Origin of the sequence: Streptomyces sp. NPDC053079 (genome assembly GCF_044546695.1) — a bacterium.
Taxonomy (GTDB): domain Bacteria; phylum Actinomycetota; class Actinomycetes; order Streptomycetales; family Streptomycetaceae; genus Streptomyces.
In genome coordinates this window covers 297,840-314,082 of the sequence record NZ_JBITZJ010000007.1, presented here as the reverse complement: position 1 = coordinate 314,082, position 16,243 = coordinate 297,840, and the positions used below count along the sequence as shown (strand labels likewise).

The window sequence follows — 16,243 nt, the reverse complement described above, 5'->3', positions numbered from 1 at the left end:
GATGAGCGAGGGCGGCGACAGTACGGGAGCGAGGGCCACGGCGGCCACGGCAGCCACCGTGGCCGCGGCGGCAGCCGGGACCACGACGTCCGCGGGTGCGACCACCGTCGCGGGAGCCACGGCGGTCGCCGGAGCCACGGCCGCGGCGAGCGCCTGGCGGCGCGGAGCGGGCGTGGCCGGCGTGGCGGGCGCCGCCGTGGGGATCGTCGCCGCCGGAGCCGCGGTCGGGGTGGCCGTGGAGCGGCTGACGGTCGGGCGCGGCATGCGCCGCAAGGCCCGCCTCGCCCTGGACGCCTCCGGCCCGTACGGGACGCTGCGCGGCACGCCCGGCGTCGCGGTCGCCGAGGACGGCACCGAGCTCTACTACGAAGTGGACGAGGTCGAGCGGCCCGAGGGCGGCCGCTCCCGGCTCCCCGGGCGGCGGCCCGCGCCCGCCGTCACCGTCGTCTTCAGCCACGGCTACTGCCTCAGCCAGGACTCCTGGCACTTCCAGCGCGCCGCCCTGCGCGGCACCGTGCGCACCGTCTTCTGGGACCAGCGCAGCCACGGCCGCTCCGGGCGGGCGAAGAGCGGCTCGGAGGCGGTCAGCATCGACCTCCTGGGCCGCGATCTGAAGGCCGTCATAGACGCCGCCGCCCCCGAGGGGCCGCTGGTGCTGGTGGGGCACTCGATGGGCGGCATGACGACCATGGCCCTGGCCGCCCAGTACCCGGAGCTGATCGCCGGGCGCGTCGTCGGCGCGGCCTTCGTGGGCACGTCCTCGGGCAAGCTCTCCGAGGTCACCTACGGGCTCCCGGCCGCCGGGATGAACGTGGTGCGCCGGGCGATCCTGCCGGGTGCGTTCAAGCTGATGGCGGCGCAGACCGAGCTCGTGGAGAAGGGGCGGCGGGCGACCGCGGACCTCTTCGCGGGGATCATCCGGCGCTATTCGTTCGGGTCGAAGGACGTCGACCCGGCCGTCGCCCGGTTCGCCGAGCGGCTGCTGGAGGCGACGCCGGTGGACGTGGTCGCCGCCTTCTACCCGGCGTTCGACGAGCACGACAAGGTGGCGGCGCTGGCCGCCTTCGACCATCTTCCCGTGCTGGTCCTCGCGGGCGAGAAGGACATGGTCACGCCGAGCGGGCACAGCGAGGTCATCGCGGCGGCCCTGCCGGACGCCGAGCTGGTCGTCGTCCCCGGCGCGGGCCACATGGTGATGCTGGAGCAGCCGGCGACGGTCGGCACGCACCTGGCCGCCCTGCTGGCGGCGGCCGGCGCGGCCGGGGTCCGGCAGGGGCGTGCGGCCGGAGCGCAACCGGGCGGCTGAGCCCCGCACCGCCGTCCGGGCCCCGTGGCCCCGTACCATCGGCGGATATGAACGTCCCGCACGACACCTCCGCCACCCCGGCGGCCCCGGCCGCGCAGCTCACCGTCAAGTCCGCCGAGGACATGCGCGAGTTGGGCCGCAGGCTGGCCGGGCTGCTGCGCCCCGGCGACCTGGTCCTGCTCTCGGGCGAGCTGGGCGCCGGCAAGACGACGATGACCCGGGGGCTGGGCGAGGGCCTCGGCGTCCGTGGCGCCGTGACCTCCCCGACCTTCGTCATCGCCCGGGTGCACCCGCCGCTGGGCGACGGCCCGGCCCTGGTCCACGTCGACGCCTACCGCCTCTCCGGCGGGCTGGACGAGATGGAGGACCTGGACCTCGACGTCTCGCTGCCGGAGTCCGTGATCGTCGTGGAGTGGGGCGACGGCAAGGTCGAGGAGCTGTCGGACGACCGGCTGCGGGTCGTCATCGAGCGGGCCGTCGGTCTGGACGCCCCGGCCGACGACGCCGACGACGTCCGCAGCGTCACGGTGACGGGCGTGGGCCAGCGCTGGGCGGACGTCGACCTCACCGCACTGGGCTGAGCCGCGCGGGGACGGCCGGGCGTCGGGGCCCGGCCGGCCCGCTGTGTATTCCGGCGAGCCGTGTATTCCGACAAGCCGTCGGCAAGATGTTGCGCGCGCGGCTCCGGGCGTGGTCACATGGAGAGCGGAGAGTCGGTTAGGGCTGCCTAACTTCTCCGTATGGTCCGAGCTGCCCCAGGAGGCATTCATGTCGGCCCGAGAGCCCGCTGCCCCCGTGGCGAACCGCTCCGAGGAGCGGTCCCCGTCGATGCGCGACCTCCTCGCGGCCTGCGCCGCGGCCGACGCCGTCTCCACACCGCCCAAGGCGCCCGCGGCGCCGGGCCCCGCCGCCGCGGCGCCGGAAGGTGGCCCGGAGACCGGGGAGCGGAGCCACCAGCGGGAAGCGGCCTGAGCTGACGCGTCCCGGCGTTAACCCGGACGGGTGACGCGGCACGGTCGCGGGCAGGGCGGCGTCACGGAACGACGACGAGCGACGAGCCGACGGGCTACGGAACGACGACGACCTTCGTGTGGTTCACCGCGAACTCCCACATCGCCTGGCCGTCCGCCGGGGTCTCGCGGATGCCGCCGGTCTTCGCCCCCGGCGCCGGCTTCGGCGAGGAGCCGTCGACGGCCGCGCTGAAGCCGAAGACGACGCCCGCCGTGTTCCGGTGGAAGCGCACCACGTGCTCGATCGGGATCCCGTCGGAACCGGTCACGTTCGCGTCCCGCGAGGTCACCGCGTACGTCCCCGGCGGCGGGTTCACGGCGCTGGGCGCCACCTCGAAGGTCCGGGTGGCCTTGTCGTCCGAGCCGACCAGCCACACCCGCTTCTGCGCGAGCGCGTAGACGACCCGCAGGCCCGAGCCCGAGTTCGCCGGGACGGGGTTCGCGGCGGCCTGGTCCTGGCCGGCGTCCGCCTTGCCCTTGTCCGAGGCGTCCTGGCCCTGGTCCTTCGTCTTGCCGGAGGAGTCCTTGCCCGCCGCGTGCGCGCTCGCGGGGCGGTCGGGCGCGGCCTCCGCCTGGACGGCCAGGAAGCCGACTCCGGCCAGTGCCGCCGCGGTGAGCGCGGCCACGATGACCCCCGAGCTGCTGCGTGCCACGCTGCGCACCCTTTCGTCCTGCCGTACGGCTTGTCCCGCGTACGACGTCGTTCCGGCGTACGGCCTCGTTCCGCTCCCGGCGGTACCCGCCGGGTTCTCGCCGGTCACAGGCACCACTCATACGGCGCGGAGGGCTCGTACGGCTTTGCGGCTGACCGTAGCACCCGGCCCGTGACCCCGCCGCGCCCCCGGCGGCGGCCGATCCGCGCACCGGACGCCCCACGACGCGCCGTAGGCTTGTCGTGTGCTGCTGCTCGCTCTGGATACCGCCACCCCCGCTGTCACCGTCGCCCTCTACGACGGCGAGTCCGTCGTCGCCGAGTCGAGTCAGGTGGACGCCCGCCGGCACGGCGAGCTCCTGCTGCCCGCCGTGGACCGGGTGCTCGGCGAGGCGGGCCGCAAACTGGACGCCGTGACCGGCATCGTCGTGGGCGTCGGCCCCGGCCCCTACACCGGCCTGCGCGTCGGCATCGTCACGGCCGCCACCTTCGCCGCCGCGCTGGACGTCCCCGTCCACAGCCTGTGCACGCTCGACGGCATCGCCTACGCGGCCGGGCAGGCGGGCCTGGAGGGCGAGTTCGTCGTGGCGACGGACGCCCGCCGCAAGGAGGTCTACTGGGCGCGGTACGCCGACGCCCGCACCCGCCTCACCGAACCCGCCGTGGACCGCCCGGCCGAGCTCGCCGGGCACGTCGCCGGCCTCACGGCCGTCGGGGCGGGCGCCGTCCTCTACCCGGACGCCTTCACGGACGTACGGGCCGATCTGCCGCAGCACCAGTCGGCGGGCGCGCTGGCGGCCCTGGCCGCCGAGAAGCTGCGCACCGGCGGGGAGTTCCTGCCGGGCCAGCCGCTGTACCTGCGCCGCCCGGACGCACAGGTGCCGGCCAACTACAAGGTGGTCACACCGCAGTGAGCGAGTCGACCGCGACCGTGCGCATCCGCGAGATGCGCTGGTGGGACATCGCACCGGTGCTGGAGCTGGAGCGCGAGCTCTTCCCGCACGACGCGTGGTCCAAGGGGCTCTTCTGGTCCGAGCTGGCCCACGCCCGGGGCGCCAACGCCAACCGGCGCTACGTGGTGGCGGAGGACCTGCCGGCCGCCGGCGGAGCGCCGCGCATCATCGGCTACGCCGGGCTCGCGGCCATCGACGGCACCGGCGACGTCCAGACCATCGCCGTGGACCGGGACCACTGGAGCACGGGCCTGGGCGCCCGCCTGCTGTCCGAACTGCTGACGACCGCGACCGCCTTCGAGTGCCACGAGGTGCTGCTCGAGGTGCGCGTCGACAACACCCGCGCCCAGCGCCTGTACGAGCGCTTCGGCTTCGAGCCCGTAGGCGTCCGCCGCGGCTACTACCAGCCCGGCAACGTCGACGCGCTCGTGATGCGCCTGACCGATCCGACCTCCGCAGTGCAAGGAATGACCCATGGCTCGCAAGGCTGACGAACCCCTCGTCCTCGGCATCGAAACCTCGTGCGACGAGACGGGCGTCGGCATCGTCCGCGGCCACACGCTCCTCGCCGACGCGGTCGCCTCCAGCGTCGACGAGCACGCCCGCTTCGGCGGCGTGGTCCCCGAGGTCGCCAGCCGGGCGCACCTGGAGGCCATGGTCCCGACGATCCAGCGCGCCCTGAAGGAGGCCGGGGTGAGCGCGAAGGACCTCGACGGCATCGCGGTCACGGCCGGCCCCGGCCTGGCGGGCGCCCTGCTCGTCGGCGTCTCGGCGGCCAAGGCCTACGCCTACGCCCTGGGCAAGCCGCTCTACGGCGTCAACCACCTGGCCTCGCACATCTGCGTCGACCAGCTGGAGCACGGCGCCCTGCCGGAGCCCACGATGGCCCTGCTGGTCAGCGGCGGCCACTCCTCGCTGCTGTTGGCCCCCGACATCACCGCGGACGTCCGCCCGCTCGGCTCCACCATCGACGACGCGGCCGGCGAGGCCTTCGACAAGATCGCCCGCGTGCTCCAGCTCGGCTTCCCCGGCGGCCCGGTCATCGACCGCTACGCCCGCGAGGGCGACCCGGAGGCCATCCGCTTCCCGCGCGGCCTGACCGGCCCCCGCGACCCGGTGTACGACTTCTCCTTCTCCGGCCTGAAGACGGCCGTGGCCCGCTGGATCGAGGCCAGGCGCGCGGCCGGCGAGAACGTCCCGGTGGCGGACGTGGCCGCCTCCTTCCAGGAGGCGGTGGTGGACGTGCTGACCCGCAAGGCCGTCCGCGCGTGCAAGGACCACGGCGTCGATCACCTCATGATCGGCGGCGGGGTCGCGGCCAACACCCGCCTGCGGGCCATGGCCGAGCGCCGCTGCGAGGACGCGGGCATCACGCTGCGCGTGCCGCGCCCGAAGCTGTGCACGGACAACGGCGCGATGGTGGCGGCGCTGGGCGCCGAGATGGTGGCCCGCGGCCGCGCGGCCTCGTCGTGGGACCTGTCGGCGGACTCCTCGCTTCCGGTGACGGAGACGCATGTGCCGGGCCATGACCACGACCATGACCACGGGCACGGCCACTCCCATGACCACGACCACTTCCACGAGCTGAGCAAGGACAACCTCTACTCGTAGCCGGTCAGCCGGTCAGCCGTCGGCTGCCGTCGGCTGCAGGAGCAGCAGCGCGATGTCGTCGGCGTGCTGGCCGGTGGGGCATGCGCGCTGGACCAGGCTGTCGATGACGTGGTGCAGGGGGAGACCGCTCGCGTCGGCGAGGGCGCGAGCGATGTCCGCGGTGGTCTCGTCGATGTCGGTGCCGGGAGTCTCCACGAGCCCGTCGGTGTAGAGGGCGAGGACGGCCCCGGCCGGCACGGACAGGGTGGTTACGGCGTAGGGGGCGTCGAAGCCGATGCCCAGCGGGGGCCCGGGGTCGACGTCCACGGTGGCGGCGAGGTGTCCCGGCCGGTGCAGGAGCGGGGGCGGGTGCCCGGCACTGGAGAGCGTGATCTGCCGGCTGGCGAGGTCGAGGTGGGCGTAGAGGCAGGTGATGAACCGGCCGGGGTCCAAGTCCGTGAGGTCGCGGTTCGTCCGGTCGAGGACTGTGTCGGGGCTCGCCCCGGCACCGGACCTGGCGTGGGAGTGGATCGCCGTACGGACCTGCCCCATCAGCGCGGCGGCGGTCACGTCGTGGCCCTGCACGTCGCCGATGACGGCGGCGACCGTGGTGTCCGTCAGACGGACGAGGTCGTAGAAGTCGCCGCCGATGTCGAGGCCGTGGCTGGTCGGCAGGTAGCGGGCGGCGACGTTCAGCCCGGCCACGGTGGGCAGGGTGTGGGGCAGCAGGCGCTTTTGCAGGGCATGGGCGAGGTTGTGCTTGGCGTCGTAGAGCCGGGCCCGGTCCAGGGCCTGGGCGATGAGGCTCGCCAGGGGGGTGAGGGTGGCGCGTTCGTCGACGGAGAAGTCGTGCGGCCGGCTGTAGGCGAGCACGCAGCAGCCGATGGGGCGACCCGAGGTGATCAGCGGCAGGAACGCCCACGCCTGCTTGTCGCTGAGCTGCGGAGTATCGGGGTAGCCGCGGGACAGTTCGGCGCGGTTGGCGAAGAAGGACGGGGCGCCGGTGGCCAGGGCGTGCCCGACAGGGGTGATGTCGGCGTCCACCGGCAGCCCCTCCAGCCGGTCGAGCACCTCCGGGTCGTAGCCCAGGGAGCCGATGGCCACCAGCCGGCCGGCTTCGGCCGTTGCCATGATCAGGCCGTCGGCGTCGAAGGTGGGCAGGACCAGCTCCTCGATCAGGTCGACGACGTCCTGCACGCTCACGGTCTCCGTCAGCGCCGCCGCGAGGTGCATCAGCTGGTGGATCCGGCCCGCGGCGGCGGCGGATTCCACCGCCGCCCCGACGGGACGGCGCTGCTGGGCGCCGGTGTTCCGGCTGGGGGTGATGAGAACGCTGACGCCGCTGCCGTCCGGGTAGAGGCGGAGGTCGAGCCACCGGCCCGGGGGGCGCTCGGCGGTGCAGGCCACCGGCTCACCGCTGAACCAGGCGGCGCGGTACGTCTCCACGCACGCATCGGTACCCAGCCACGGCACCACCTCCCACAGCGCCCGGCCCAGCAACTGCTCGTGCGTGGAGCCCAGCAGGTCGACGGCCGTGTTGCTGACGAAGGTCACGCGCCCCGTGAGGTCCATGGCCAGGACCCCCTCCGGCAGCCGCTCGACCAGGTCGGCCGCCGCGAGGGCGGGCTGCACCGGCTCCGCGGCGGCCAGGTGCACGGGGACGACACGGGGACGGTCCGGGATCTCCGGACGGTGGCCGGCCTCGTCCAGAACGCGGGCGATGCGCCGGGCGCTGAAGAGGATCTGGCCGCGTTCCCGCCGGGTGACCTGAGGCGACCGGCCGACGTGCCACGACAGCGAGAGGGCCCCCCAGCAGTGGCGTACGCCCCTGAGCGGAACGCACGCCATCGTCGTCCGATGGGGAAAGGTTGCCGCGCCGCGCGGATACTTGCGCGCCATGTCCTCCTGCGAGCCCACCCACACCAGCCGGTCCTCGCGCACGGCCTGCGGCGCCGGGCTCTGGCGGTTGACCGCCAGACGCCACCACGGCTCGGTGACCTCGGCCGGCCCACCGCACATCACCGCCGTGACCAGCGTCTGCTCCTCCTGGTCCAGCAGATAGACGCTGCCGCCCGAGGCGCCTGTGCGGTGCACGGCCCTGACCAGGGCCTCATCCAGAAGACCGGCTGCGTCCGGCTGCCTGCCGCGACCGGACATATCTGAACGATATGCCGGGCGGGCGGTCGCGGCACATCGGGGCGCAGCAGGTCAGCCGAGCAGCGCCGAGGTGTCCAGCGGGGGATAGGGATCGGGAAGGGGCAGCTTCTCGCCCGGCGTGGCGGTCGACGTCGTGCGGTAGAAGCTCTTCCTGGGCTCGTCCTGGTCGGCGACCGGGTTCGTGTGGACGTACACCCGGTTCTCCTCACGATTGACGAGCACATAGACCGGGACCCCCGCAGCGGCGTAACTGCGGTACTTGGGTCCGGTGTCCGTCTCGTGATTGCTGGACGTCACCTCCCCGACGAGGGCGAGCAGGTCCATCGGGTACCAGCCCTTGTGAACCTTGCGGTAGGCCTCGTCCAGTTCCGTGGGCTTACGGCGCAGCACGTAGAAGTCGGGGATGGCGAGGGAGCGGGTCTCGTCCTTGCCGTTCGTGTCCACACCGGTGCGGAACCCCATTCCCATGCCGGCCAGCCGGAGTCCGGCGGAGCGCAGCTGGAACGCGAGGTCGAAGATTACGTCACCGTGCTCGAAGTCAGGCTGCGGTGGCACAACCACCATCCCCTCGAAGTACTCGGGTCGAATCGGCGCCTCTGACGCCTCCTCGATCGCGATCAGTAGATCGATGGGGTCCTGCTCGTGCGGCTTGTTCACCGGCTCGGTGATGGGATCGGCGGCCATCGCTGTCCTCCCTTGTCGCTCATGCCAGGCTACGCCTGGGCTGGGTGCCCCACCGGCATCGTCGGCGGACTGGCGGTACGGATAAGTGCGATCACGCGATGGTTCACCCGTTCGGGGCGTGGGCTCTGTGTGTGATGTGCGGCACCTGAATGTTCCCAGGTGGCTACTTTGAGTAGTAGCGATGGGAAGGGGTGGCCCATGGGAGAAGTGGACTCTCAGCCGCCGATCGGGTGGCGGTACTGCGGGGATCAGCTGAAGCGGTGGCGGGAGCGGGCTGGTGTCTCGCGGGAGGAGTTGGCCAAGGAGGCCGGGTACGGCTACGAGGCCATCAAGTCGATGGAACAGGGGCGGCGGCGGGCGAATTTGCGGGTGCTGCAGATCGCGGACCAGATGTGCGGGGCGGGTGGGTTGCTGGAGGCGGCGCACCCGTATCTGAAGCCGGAGGGGCCGAGGTCGGTGGTGCAGGACTTCTTCCGGTACGAGAAGGAGGCGATCGTCTACAGCTCCTGCGAGCCCATGTTCATTCCGGGGCTGTTGCAGACGGAGGAAACCATGCGGGCGCTGTTCAACTCGGCGTGGCCGCCGGTGGACGATGCGACGGTCGAGGAGAGGGTCGCGGTCCGACTGGATCGGCAGATGCTGCTCAACAAGCAGACTGTGGCGTTCTCCTTTGTGATCGGTGAACTTCCTCTGCGGTATCCGGTCGTCGAGAAGGAGGCACAGAAGCGGCAACTGCTGCACATCTTGGAGGTGGGGCAGCAGCGGAACGTCACCACTCAGGTGATGCCGCTCGACAGGTACAGGGAAGGGCTCGACCGAGCCATCATGGTGCTGGAACTGCCGGGGCACGACCGGATCGCCTATGAGGAGGCGCACGCTACAGGTGCGCTCTACGGCGATCCAGCCAGGGTCAGTGTGTATGCGCAGAAGCACGCCGTGAACGGCCGGGTGGCCCTCAATCCGGCGGAGTCCGCACGTTTCATCCGAGAACTCTCGGAGGAGTTGTGAGCGTCAGGCCAATGTGGTTCAAGTCCAGCTACAGCACGTCAGAAGGAAACGCTTGCATCGAGGTGAGCTCCGGGCCCCGGGAAGTACGGGTCCGGGACTCGAAGCGAATACCCGGGCCGGAACTGGCCTTCCCAGCGCCCTCCTGGGCGACATTCGTCGCGGCGCTCGGCGGGGCCGGGGCTTGAGCTCCGGGCTCCGAGCCCTCTTTGTAAGGAATGGGCGGTGGGCTCAACCCACCCACCCACCCCAATGGCGCGTATACCACGCGCAGTTCACTTTGTGTGATCCGGTTGCGACGCAACGTCGCGATCCTCTAGCGTCCGGAACAACAAACGACCCCGGTCGGTGTTAGCGCACCAGGCCGGGGTCTCACCACCAAGATCGAAAGCAGTCGATCTCATGGCTGACGCCAACCCTAGCGCCGCCGCGCGCACCCCGCACGCCTTCCCGATGGCCAAGCCCGGCTACGGCAAGAAGAGCGCACCGGGCCAAGCCCGGCGTACCGGTACGGACTTCGCGCACCTCCCGCCTCGCGAGGCACAGATCGCCGCGTTCATCGACCGCCTGCCCGAAGGCGCGGCCATGGACGCGAAATCGCTGGCAGCCCAGCTCCCCGCCTACGGTCAGGCCGCTTGCCGTACCGCCCTGCGACGGCTGTCGGAGGCCGGTCACCTGCGCCGGGTGAAGGAGCACCTCAAGGGTGACGACGGGGCCTATCACTGGGTGACGCGCACGTACTTCTCGCGCACCGCGCGGGACGACGCCTGGTGGACGTCCGTCCTCACGGGCGAGGTCCCCGAACAGGCGGCGGCGCCCGCGCGCCGTTCACGCGCGTACGCGGTGCTGGCCACCGTGGGCCGCACGGACCCCCGCATGACGCTGTCGCACGCCGATTGCGTCGACCTGGAACCGCTGGCGGCGGCATGGCTGGAACGGGGCGCAGGGGAGGCCCATGTCGTACGGGAGCTGACGGCCGGCCTGCCAACCGTGGTGCATCGCGCCGCGGCCCTGGCCCGCCGTCGCCTTGTCGACAAGCTGCCGCCGGAACAGCGGCGGCCGGAAGCAAGCGCAACCCTCCGGCTCGTCGAATGCACAGTCTGTGCCACCCCCGGCCGCCCTGAAGCCCTCCCCGGCGGCCTCTGCCGCGACTGCCGGGGCGAACCCCTCCCGGACACCCCAGCGGCCCTCACCCCGGAGGAGGTCCACGCAAAGGCCGCCATCCTCCGGGCCATCAACCGCGAACCGGAAAGGAATCACGCATGACTGCCGACTGCCCCTTGCTCCTCATCGACGAGTTTGAAGAACTGGCCCTTGCGGCGCCCGAGACCGTGCGTCTGGAGTTCATCAACGGACGGATCGAGGTCAGGCCGCCGCAGGACGGGAATCGCGCCGAAAGCGTCGCGTGTCTGCAGGACACCGTCTGGAAGCTCCTCCCCGGCACGCACCTGTACCCGGGGAGAGGTCTGAAGGTCGAGAACAGCCGGGCGGGCCGCGCCGTTCCCGATGGAGTTCTGGCCCCCGAGGGGCTCTTCCGCGGCCACGGCGAGTGGTCCGACCCCGACGGTGTCCTCATGGTCGTGGAGGTCACTACGCGCGACACCGACACGAACCGCCGCGTCCGCGTTGAGAAGCGCGACGGCTACGCGGCAGCGGACATCCCCGTCTACCTCCTCATCGACCGCGAAAACTGCACGGTCACCGTTCACTCCGAGCCCAAGGACGGCACCTACCGCAGCCTGACGACACGTCCGTACGGCACGCTGGTCGAGCTCCCTGCCCCGGTCGGGTTCACCCTGGAGACGGAGAAACTCAAGAAGTTCGCCCAATAGGCAACCGGGAGCGTTCCATGACCACACCGCGGGATTTGCTGATCACCGTCATGACTGAGCCCTAGCCCTTCGCCACCGGCTGCCCCAGCAGCATCGTCGGCGCGCCCGCGACCCGCGTCAGCACGATGACGCAGGAGTTCGGACCGTCGAGCTTGAGCTTCCTGCGCAGTTCCTCCGGCTCGACGGCCGAGCCGCGCTTCTTGATGACGGCCACGCCGATCCGGCGTTCGCGCACGATCGCCTTCAGCCGCTTCAGATTGAACGGCAGCACGTCAGTGATCTCGTACGCCGCCGCGTAAGCGGAATCCCGCAGCTCGTCGCTCGTCACATACGCGATCGTCTCGTCGATCAGCCCGCCGTCGAGCTCCTCGGCGACCTCCGCCACCAGGTGCGCCCGGATCACCGCGCCGTCCGGCTCGTACAGATAGCGCCCCACGGGCCGCACCGCCGGGTCCGGCAGGCCCCGCCCCACCAGTGACGCACCGCCCGGCAGCAGCGTCGCCCGCCGGGTGCCCGCTTCCGTGCCGAACCACAGCACGGCCTCCTTCACGTCGCCCCCGTCCGAGATCCACTCCGCCTCGGCGTCCTCGGGGACCGCCTCGTGGGGCACGCCCGGGGCGATCTTGAGGGCGGCGCGGGGGGCCGAGCGGGCCGCCTCGATCGCCCAGGACAGCGGCGGCGAGTACGCCTCCGGGTCGAAGATGCGGCCCCGGCCGCCGCGCCGGGCCGGGTCGACGAAGACGGCGTCGTACGGGGAAGTGTCGACGTCCGCGACATCGGCGCAGCGCACCTCGATGAGGTCGGCCAGGCCCAGCGCCTCGGCGTTGGCACGGGCGACCTCGCAGGTCAGCGGGTCGCGGTCGACGGCCAGTACCGAGATGCCGGCCCGGGCCAGCGCGATGGCGTCGCCGCCGTTGCCGCAGCAGAGGTCGGCGAGGCTGCGTACGCCGAGCGCCTCGAAGCGCCGGGCGCGGTGGAGTGCGACAGCGGCGCGCGTGGCCTGCTCCACGCCGTTCGGCGTGAAGAACATGCGGTAGGCGTCCTCCGCGCCGAACTTCGCCACGGCGCGCTGGCGCAGCCGCGCCTGCCCGAGCGCCGCCGAGACCAGCTCCGCGGGGTGCTCGCGGCGCAGCCGGGTCGCCGTGGCGAGCTCCTGGGAGGGGTCGTAGTCGCGCAGCCCGTCGAGGAGGGCGCGGCCCTCGTCGGTGAGGAGGGCGGCGAAGGCGTCGAGGGGGGTGATCGGTGCGGGCACGTGTCTCATTCTCTCTTGCGGGCCGGTGCCCCACGCGGTGGACTGCCCTGGTGACGACGACCGCGAAGCGCACCCTGTATCTGGTCTGCTGCGCCGCCGCGCCGGCCGTCCGGGCCGCCGACGGAGTCCGTGCCGCCCAGGCCGCCGGGTGGGACGTGTGCCTGATCCTTACCCCGTACGCCCACCGCTGGCTGGAAGCGGACGTCCCCGCCCTGGCCGCGCTGACGGGCCACCCTGTACGGCACGAGTACAAGCTGCCCGGGGAGCCCGACGTGCTGCCCCCGCCGGACGCGATCCTGGTCGCGCCCGCCACCTTCAACACGATCGGCAAATGGGCCGCCGGCATCTCCGACACCCTGGCGCTCGGCCTGATCACCGAGGCGATCGGCCTCGGGCTGCCCCAGGTCGCCCTGCCGCACCTGGGCGCCGCGCAGGCCGCGCACCCCGCCTTCCCCCGGAGCGTGGCGTTCCTGCGCGCGGCGGGCGTGACCGTCCTGCTGGGAAAGGACGGCTACGACCCCGCGCGGGGGGACAGCGTGGAGTCGTATCCGTGGGCCGCGGCGGTGGCGGCGCTGCCCGCGCCCTGAGGCCCGTACGGGGCGCACCCCGCGCCCGCGCGCTCATCGAACGCATGCACAACAATCGTCCGCGTGAGCCCGTCTGTTTCCGGCCGCCTCCGCGCCGCCGCCCTCGCCTCCGCCGCCGTGCTGCTGACCGGTGTTCTCGCCGGGTGCTCCGGCTCGTCCTCCGACGCCCCGAAGTCCTCGCAGAAGCCCGGCCGGTCCGGCACGGCGGCGCCCGCCGCCTCCGCCGCGCCCGACGACGCGTACCGCCGCTGGGGACTGGACAAGCCGCTCGCCGCACCGCCCGCGCCCCCCGCCGCGAAGCTGCTCCAGGACGCCGGGACAGGCGCGCCGCCCAAGGTCGTACGGCGGATACCGACCCAGGACAAGGTCGTCTTCGTGACCATCGACGACGGGGCCGAGAAGGACCCCCAGTTCCTGAAGATGGCCGAGGAGCTGAAGCTGCCGTTCACGATGTTCCTGACGGACAGCATCTCCCGCGCGGGCAGCGGCTACGGCTACTTCGACCGGCTGCGCGCCCTCGGCAACGGCGTCGACAACCACACCCTGACCCACCCCAATCTGCGCACCTTGTCCGCCGACGCCCAGCGGCGCGAGATATGCGGACAGCAGGACGCCCTGGAGAAGCGTTTCGGCAGCCGGCCCGCGCTCTTCCGGCCGCCCTACGGCAACTACAACGACGCCACCCTCGCCGCGGCGGGGTCCTGCGGGGTGCGGGCCCTCGTGCTGTGGGAGGTGACGATGCAGATCAACGACATGCGCTACGCCCAGAGCGACAAGCTGCGCCCCGGCGACATCGTCCTCGCCCACTTCCGCGGGCCGCAGGAGCTCAAGGGCACCTCGATGACCAGGATGGTCACCAACATGCTGCGCAGCATCCAGGCCCAGGGGTACACGGTCGCGCGACTCGAGGACTACCTCTGACCCGGCGGGGGTAGGCACGGTGCGCCGCGCGATGAATTGGCACTCCGCTTGACCGAGTGCTAACCGCGTCATAGTCTCGGCTCCGTTGGCACTCTCCACCGGTGAGTGCCAAACACAGCGACGGGCAGATCCGGCACCCGCGACGACGGATCTACCAGGTCGCCACCTCAGACAGTTAACCCCGTGAGATCTCCGAAGGGGGAGGTCGGATCGTGACGACCGCCAGCTCCAAGGTTGCCATCAAGCCGCTCGAGGACCGCATCGTGGTCCAGCCGCTCGACGCCGAGCAGACCACGGCCTCCGGCCTGGTCATCCCGGACACCGCCAAGGAGAAGCCCCAGGAGGGCGTCGTCCTGGCCGTGGGCCCGGGCCGTTTCGAGGACGGCAAGCGCGTCGAGCTCGACGTGCAGGTCGGTGACGTCGTGCTCTACAGCAAGTACGGCGGCACCGAGGTGAAGTACAACGGCGAGGAGTACCTCGTCCTCTCGGCTCGCGACGTCCTCGCGATCGTCGAGAAGTAATTCACCCCAGGCTTTCGAGCCCGAGGCTTTCGAGCTTTCGAAGCTTTTGATCTGCGCCCCTGGTTCCCGTGCCTGCTAGCCGGGCGCCCGGGGCGCAGTTCGTTTGAGAGATACGGCGAAGGATACGTAACCCATGGCCAAGACCCTGAAGTTCGACGAGGACGCCCGTCGCGCCCTTGAGCGCGGCGTCAACAAGCTCGCCGACACCGTGAAGGTGACGATCGGTCCCAAGGGCCGCAACGTCGTCATCGACAAGAAGTTCGGCGCCCCCACCATCACCAACGACGGTGTGACCATCGCGCGCGAGGTCGAGCTCGACGACGCGTACGAGAACCTCGGCGCCCAGCTCGTCAAGGAGGTGGCGACCAAGACCAACGACATCGCGGGTGACGGCACCACCACCGCGACCGTGCTGGCCCAGGCGCTGGTCCGCGAGGGTCTGCGCAACGTCGCCGCCGGTGCCTCCCCGGCCTCCCTGAAGAAGGGCATCGACGCCGCGGTCAAGGCCATCTCCGACGATCTGCTGGCGACCGCCCGCCCGATCGCCGACAAGGCCGACATCGCCGCCGTCGCCGCGCTCTCCGCGCAGGACAAGCAGGTCGGCGAGCTCATCGCCGAGGCGATGGACAAGGTCGGCAAGGACGGTGTCATCACCGTCGAGGAGTCCAACACCTTCGGCCTGGAGCTCGACTTCACCGAGGGCATGGCCTTCGACAAGGGTTACCTCTCGCCGTACATGGTCACCGACCAGGAGCGTATGGAGGCCGTCCTCGACGACCCGTACATCCTGATCCACCAGGGCAAGATCTCCTCGATCCAGGACCTGCTGCCCCTGCTGGAGAAGATCATCCAGGGCGGTGGCTCCAAGCCGCTGCTGATCATCGCCGAGGACGTCGAGGGCGAGGCGCTCTCCACCCTCGTCGTCAACAAGATCCGCGGCACGTTCAACGCCGTGGCCGTCAAGGCCCCCGGCTTCGGCGACCGCCGCAAGGCGATGCTCGGCGACATGGCCACCCTCACCGGTGCCACCGTCATCGCCGAGGAGGTCGGCCTCAAGCTCGACCAGGCCGGTCTGGACGTGCTGGGCTCCGCCCGCCGCGTGACGATCACCAAGGACGACACCACCATCGTCGACGGTGGCGGCAACTCCGAGGACGTCCAGGGCCGCGTCGCCCAGATCAAGGCCGAGATCGAGACCACGGACTCGGACTGGGACCGCGAGAAGCTCCAGGAGCGCCTCGCCAAGCTCGCCGGTGGCGTCTGCGTCATCCGCGTGGGTGCGGCCACCGAGGTCGAGCTCAAGGAGAAGAAGCACCGTCTGGAGGACGCCATCTCCGCGACCCGCGCCGCGGTCGAGGAGGGCATCGTCTCCGGTGGTGGCTCCGCTCTCGTCCACGCCGCCAAGGTGCTGGAGGGCGGCCTGGGCAAGTCCGGCGACGAGGCCACCGGTGTCGCGGTCGTCCGCCGCGCCGTCGTCGAGCCGCTGCGCTGGATCGCCGAGAACGCGGGCCTCGAGGGCTACGTCATCACCTCGAAGGTCGCCGAGCTCGACAAGGGCCAGGGCTTCAACGCCGCGACCGGCGAGTACGGCGACCTGGTGAAGGCCGGCGTCATCGACCCGGTCAAGGTCACCCGCTCCGCCCTGGAGAACGCCGCGTCCATCGCCTCCCTGCTGCTCACGACCGAGACCCTGGTCGTCGAGAAGAAGGAAGAGGAGTCCGCCGAGGCCGGTCACGGCCACGGTCACGGCCACGCGCACTGACGCACCCCGTA

At 71.7% G+C, this 16,243-nt stretch carries 18 protein-coding genes; 14 read left to right on the top strand and 4 right to left on the bottom strand.

What is annotated here, in order from left to right:
• Window position 1: 1 nt before the first annotated feature.
• The 3 genes from ACIGXW_RS26650 (at window position 2) to ACIGXW_RS26640 (ending at window position 2,278) form a co-directional block, all read left to right on the top strand.
• Window positions 2-1,306 (top strand): alpha/beta fold hydrolase, encoded by a 1,305-nt coding sequence (locus tag ACIGXW_RS26650; protein WP_399575311.1) that lies wholly within the window; start codon window positions 2-4, stop codon window positions 1,304-1,306.
• A 47-nt stretch (window positions 1,307-1,353) separates the two neighbouring features.
• Window positions 1,354-1,887 (top strand): tRNA (adenosine(37)-N6)-threonylcarbamoyltransferase complex ATPase subunit type 1 TsaE, encoded by a 534-nt coding sequence (gene tsaE, locus ACIGXW_RS26645; RefSeq protein WP_399575310.1) that lies wholly within the window; start codon window positions 1,354-1,356, stop codon window positions 1,885-1,887.
• Between the two features lie 187 nt (window positions 1,888-2,074).
• Window positions 2,075-2,278 (top strand): hypothetical protein, encoded by a 204-nt coding sequence (locus ACIGXW_RS26640; RefSeq protein ID WP_399575309.1) that lies wholly within the window; start codon window positions 2,075-2,077, stop codon window positions 2,276-2,278.
• Window positions 2,279-2,372: 94 nt separating this feature from the next.
• Here ACIGXW_RS26640 and ACIGXW_RS26635 read toward each other — a convergent pair whose 3' ends face one another.
• Entirely contained in the window at window positions 2,373-2,969 is a 597-nt protein-coding gene (locus tag ACIGXW_RS26635) for a hypothetical protein (protein WP_399575308.1), read from the bottom strand.
• Between the two features lie 244 nt (window positions 2,970-3,213).
• Here ACIGXW_RS26635 and tsaB point away from each other — a divergent pair, with 244 nt between their 5' ends.
• From tsaB to tsaD, 3 genes are read left to right on the top strand one after another with little or no spacing between them, the layout of a single operon-like run.
• Entirely contained in the window at window positions 3,214-3,882 is a 669-nt protein-coding gene (gene tsaB, locus ACIGXW_RS26630) for a tRNA (adenosine(37)-N6)-threonylcarbamoyltransferase complex dimerization subunit type 1 TsaB (protein WP_071964512.1), read from the top strand.
• 32 nt (window positions 3,883-3,914) lie between these two features.
• Entirely contained in the window at window positions 3,915-4,412 is a 498-nt protein-coding gene (gene rimI, locus ACIGXW_RS26625; protein WP_079274108.1) for a ribosomal protein S18-alanine N-acetyltransferase, read from the top strand.
• Complete coding sequence (gene tsaD, locus ACIGXW_RS26620; protein ID WP_399575307.1) at window positions 4,396-5,532, top strand: tRNA (adenosine(37)-N6)-threonylcarbamoyltransferase complex transferase subunit TsaD; 1,137 nt, start codon at window positions 4,396-4,398, stop codon at window positions 5,530-5,532. The genes rimI and tsaD overlap by 17 nt, the downstream gene beginning before the upstream one ends.
• 12 nt (window positions 5,533-5,544) lie before the next feature.
• On the opposite strand, the gene ACIGXW_RS26615 is transcribed toward tsaD, so the two are convergent.
• Both ACIGXW_RS26615 and ACIGXW_RS26610 read right to left on the bottom strand, forming a co-directional pair.
• Entirely contained in the window at window positions 5,545-7,668 is a 2,124-nt protein-coding gene (locus ACIGXW_RS26615; protein ID WP_399575306.1) for a SpoIIE family protein phosphatase, read from the bottom strand.
• Window positions 7,669-7,719: 51 nt separating this feature from the next.
• Window positions 7,720-8,352, bottom strand: a complete 633-nt coding sequence (locus ACIGXW_RS26610; RefSeq protein ID WP_399575305.1) for a Uma2 family endonuclease — start codon at window positions 8,350-8,352, stop codon at window positions 7,720-7,722.
• A 198-nt stretch (window positions 8,353-8,550) separates the two neighbouring features.
• Here ACIGXW_RS26610 and ACIGXW_RS26605 point away from each other — a divergent pair, with 198 nt between their 5' ends.
• From ACIGXW_RS26605 to ACIGXW_RS26590, 4 genes are all read left to right on the top strand, one after another.
• Window positions 8,551-9,360 carry a helix-turn-helix domain-containing protein gene (locus tag ACIGXW_RS26605; protein WP_399575304.1) on the top strand — a complete coding sequence of 270 codons (810 nt, stop codon included), beginning with the start codon at window positions 8,551-8,553 and terminating at the stop codon, window positions 9,358-9,360.
• An 11-nt stretch (window positions 9,361-9,371) separates the two neighbouring features.
• The gene (locus ACIGXW_RS26600; RefSeq protein WP_399575432.1) at window positions 9,372-9,545 is read left to right on the top strand and encodes a DUF397 domain-containing protein; all 174 of its coding nucleotides are present in this window, start codon (window positions 9,372-9,374) and stop codon (window positions 9,543-9,545) included.
• Window positions 9,546-9,759: 214 nt separating this feature from the next.
• Window positions 9,760-10,623 (top strand): hypothetical protein, encoded by an 864-nt coding sequence (locus ACIGXW_RS26595; RefSeq protein ID WP_399575303.1) that lies wholly within the window; start codon window positions 9,760-9,762, stop codon window positions 10,621-10,623.
• Window positions 10,620-11,189 (top strand): Uma2 family endonuclease, encoded by a 570-nt coding sequence (locus ACIGXW_RS26590; protein ID WP_399575302.1) that lies wholly within the window; start codon window positions 10,620-10,622, stop codon window positions 11,187-11,189. Before ACIGXW_RS26595 ends, ACIGXW_RS26590 begins: the two co-directional genes overlap by 4 nt.
• Before the next feature lie 61 nt (window positions 11,190-11,250).
• Here ACIGXW_RS26590 and ACIGXW_RS26585 read toward each other — a convergent pair whose 3' ends face one another.
• Window positions 11,251-12,441, bottom strand: coding sequence for a methyltransferase domain-containing protein (locus ACIGXW_RS26585; protein ID WP_399575301.1), 1,191 nt, complete (start codon window positions 12,439-12,441; stop codon window positions 11,251-11,253).
• A gap of 50 nt (window positions 12,442-12,491) precedes the next feature.
• Here ACIGXW_RS26585 and ACIGXW_RS26580 point away from each other — a divergent pair, with 50 nt between their 5' ends.
• From ACIGXW_RS26580 to groL, 4 genes are all read left to right on the top strand, one after another.
• The gene (locus tag ACIGXW_RS26580; protein ID WP_071964507.1) at window positions 12,492-13,028 is read left to right on the top strand and encodes a flavoprotein; all 537 of its coding nucleotides are present in this window, start codon (window positions 12,492-12,494) and stop codon (window positions 13,026-13,028) included.
• Between the two features lie 63 nt (window positions 13,029-13,091).
• Window positions 13,092-13,949, top strand: a complete 858-nt coding sequence (locus ACIGXW_RS26575) for a polysaccharide deacetylase family protein (RefSeq protein ID WP_399575300.1) — start codon at window positions 13,092-13,094, stop codon at window positions 13,947-13,949.
• A gap of 212 nt (window positions 13,950-14,161) precedes the next feature.
• Window positions 14,162-14,470: a co-chaperone GroES gene (gene groES, locus ACIGXW_RS26570; RefSeq protein ID WP_071964505.1), complete on the top strand. Its 309-nt coding sequence runs from the start codon at window positions 14,162-14,164 to the stop codon at window positions 14,468-14,470.
• Window positions 14,471-14,603: 133 nt separating this feature from the next.
• Entirely contained in the window at window positions 14,604-16,232 is a 1,629-nt protein-coding gene (gene groL, locus ACIGXW_RS26565; protein WP_071964504.1) for a chaperonin GroEL, read from the top strand.
• Window positions 16,233-16,243: the final 11 nt, after the last annotated feature.